We start from the raw sequence: 2,343 nt of genomic DNA, 5'->3' as shown, positions 1-2,343 counted from the left end.
CGGTGATACATTTGGCATCCAATACTACAGAGCGCCCCTGCAGATTCTTAATGTCAAACTGCTGCATGTTATCAGTAACAACAAGTTTGTAATCATCCAAGATAACTCTCAGGATTTCTTCGCAGAATTCCTTATGTTCAGCCATCTTGCGAAACATAAGGTCATCAATTGGGTTCAATCCTCTTAAATACTCATCACGTTCTTTTTTTGTAGGCATATAGTCCTTTCTTTCATTGGGTTTGCTATAATGCCTTATAGACATTATAGCAGATGAAGTTAAAATGTTAAATAGATTTTCCTGCTAAGTAAGACTTAGATACTCAGGATACGCTAAAGTCAAAGGTGGTTACAATAATCAGAACTGATTAATGTTAGATATCTGAGAACAGAACACTATTCGCAGCGGTTATTTAGGGAGAACAGAACACTCTTTGCAGTGATTATTAAAGAGAACTTAGTACTCATTGTAGTGATTATTAGGAAGAACTGAAAACTTTTTGCAATGATTATCAGTGTGAAAAGATAGCAATCAGTAAAGACAGACATCGAACTCCATATCACATATAATCACATATTGAATACATATATCACGCAAATCATAATAGCTAAGAAATACTGCTTGGTAACTAAGAAATGCTGCTTAGCGACTCGAGAAATACTACTTAGTGACTATTGTAACTCACCCCGACAAGAAGTATTATATATGAAATCCAAATAAAAAACAACGGCAAAGTGCACAAAGTTTCAAAGAAAAAGTGTACAAAATAACCAAAAAATCAAGCGAAAAACACTTGTAAAGCAAAAAGAAGGGAGCTCCTAGTCAGCAGGCATCGAAAATGAAGTGTAAAACTTACTGTTTCGGGAATAATCTCGAATCTCAATGCAGTATTATGCGATGCACATTATTAGAAATTAATCAGCATAGAATAATAAATTCTAAGCGAGCGCGTTAGGCGAAGCGAAGCGGATGCCGGAGCGAGTCTGAAATTTATTATTCTAGGCGTGACTAGGGTGGCAAACATAAAACATTGTACAAAGTGAAAGTATCTGAGGCAATGAAGAGAATGCAGGAGTGAGTCTGAAATTTATTATTCTAAGCGTGACTAGAGTGACAAATTAAAAATCATCATTCAAAGTGCGGCTAGGATGGCATCCAAAAACAATAAGCAAGCGTATCTAAGAAATCAAAAAATCCCATAAAACAAACAATCTAATCCATACTTCGACAGAACCATGACAAAGAATAAAAAGAAAATCTGCATTATGGGATTAATAACAACACACAATTGTAACAACCCCTTATAAGTGACCCCTAATATCGCATATAAGGTATTACCAGAAGCTGATAGGGTGTGTCACATTAGCCCTGCAAAGCAGCAACAGCCTCCTCAGAAAGCCCTGTCAATCTTGCAATAAATCCAAATTCAAGACCACTGGCTATCATGTCTTTGGCGATTCTAAGCTTTTCCTCGTTAGCACCTTTAATTTTACCTTCCTTTACGCCCTCCTTTCTGCCGCGCTTCTCGCCTATCTCTTCACTTTCTTGCATCCATTTCTGTAAAGTTGCATCCATCTTTACGGTACCTCCTTCATCCTTTTTAAACCTAGCCTTGATTTCGCTGGTAACCGGGAAATCGGCTTCATCATAAACATCATTATTAGTAAACACTTTCATTAGCTTTGCAAGCTTTGAACCATCATCCACAGCTGCATTTACATATATCTCAGTAAGACCATCATCTATTATCTGCTCAGTTTCCACAACAACCTTCTTTACATGGTAAAGCGGAAGATTACCCTTAAATAAATCAAAGGCTGAAATAAATATAATACAGATATCAGGTACAAATTCAAACTGCCTTCCGGTCTCTGTTACATTGGCAGTCAACACCGAAGCATTGTAACGTACTCTTTTAAGATGATTGTCATCATTCGCTTTTTGGACTTCGATATTGATATACCGCCCATCTCCGGTGATACATTTGGCATCCAATACTACAGAGCGCCCCTGCAGATTCTTAAGGTCAAACTGCTGCATGTTATCAGTAACAACAAGTTTGTAATCATCCAAGATAACTCTAAGGATTTCTTCGCAGAATTCCTTATGTTCAGCCATCTTGCGAAACATAAGGTCATCAATTGGGTTCAATCCTCTTAAATACTCATCACGTTCTTTTTTTGTAGGCATATAGTCCTTTCTTTCATTGGTTTGCTACAATGCCCTTAAAGACATTATAGCAGATGAAGTTAAAATATTAAATAGATTTTCCTGCTAAGTAAGACTTAGATACTCAGGATACGCTAAAGTCAAAGGTGGTTACAATAATCAGAACTGCTTAATGT

At 36.8% G+C, this 2,343-nt stretch carries 1 protein-coding gene and 1 pseudogene; both read right to left on the bottom strand.

The genetic code is table 11. From position 1 onward, the window contains the following. Positions 1-217 (bottom strand): annotated as a pseudogene (locus JJN12_RS14020) (Rpn family recombination-promoting nuclease/putative transposase); the annotation flags it as partial. 1,143 nt (positions 218-1,360) lie between these two features. Next, positions 1,361-2,188: an Rpn family recombination-promoting nuclease/putative transposase gene (locus JJN12_RS14015; RefSeq protein WP_208430423.1), complete on the bottom strand. Its 828-nt coding sequence runs from the start codon at positions 2,186-2,188 to the stop codon at positions 1,361-1,363. Positions 2,189-2,343 lie beyond the last annotated feature (155 nt).

It is taken from the genome of Catonella massiliensis, from assembly GCF_016651435.1.
GTDB lineage: Bacteria > Bacillota > Clostridia > Lachnospirales > Lachnospiraceae > Catonella > Catonella massiliensis.
The sequence above is the reverse complement of the archived record's forward strand: the minus strand, read 5'-3'. Positions and strand labels throughout refer to the sequence as shown.

Bases quoted from the DNA above. Each gene is read 5' to 3' on its own strand.
- JJN12_RS14015 (WP_208430423.1), bottom strand. From the start codon at position 2,188: ATGCCTACAAAAAAAGAACGTGATGAGTATTTAAGAGGATTGAACCCA.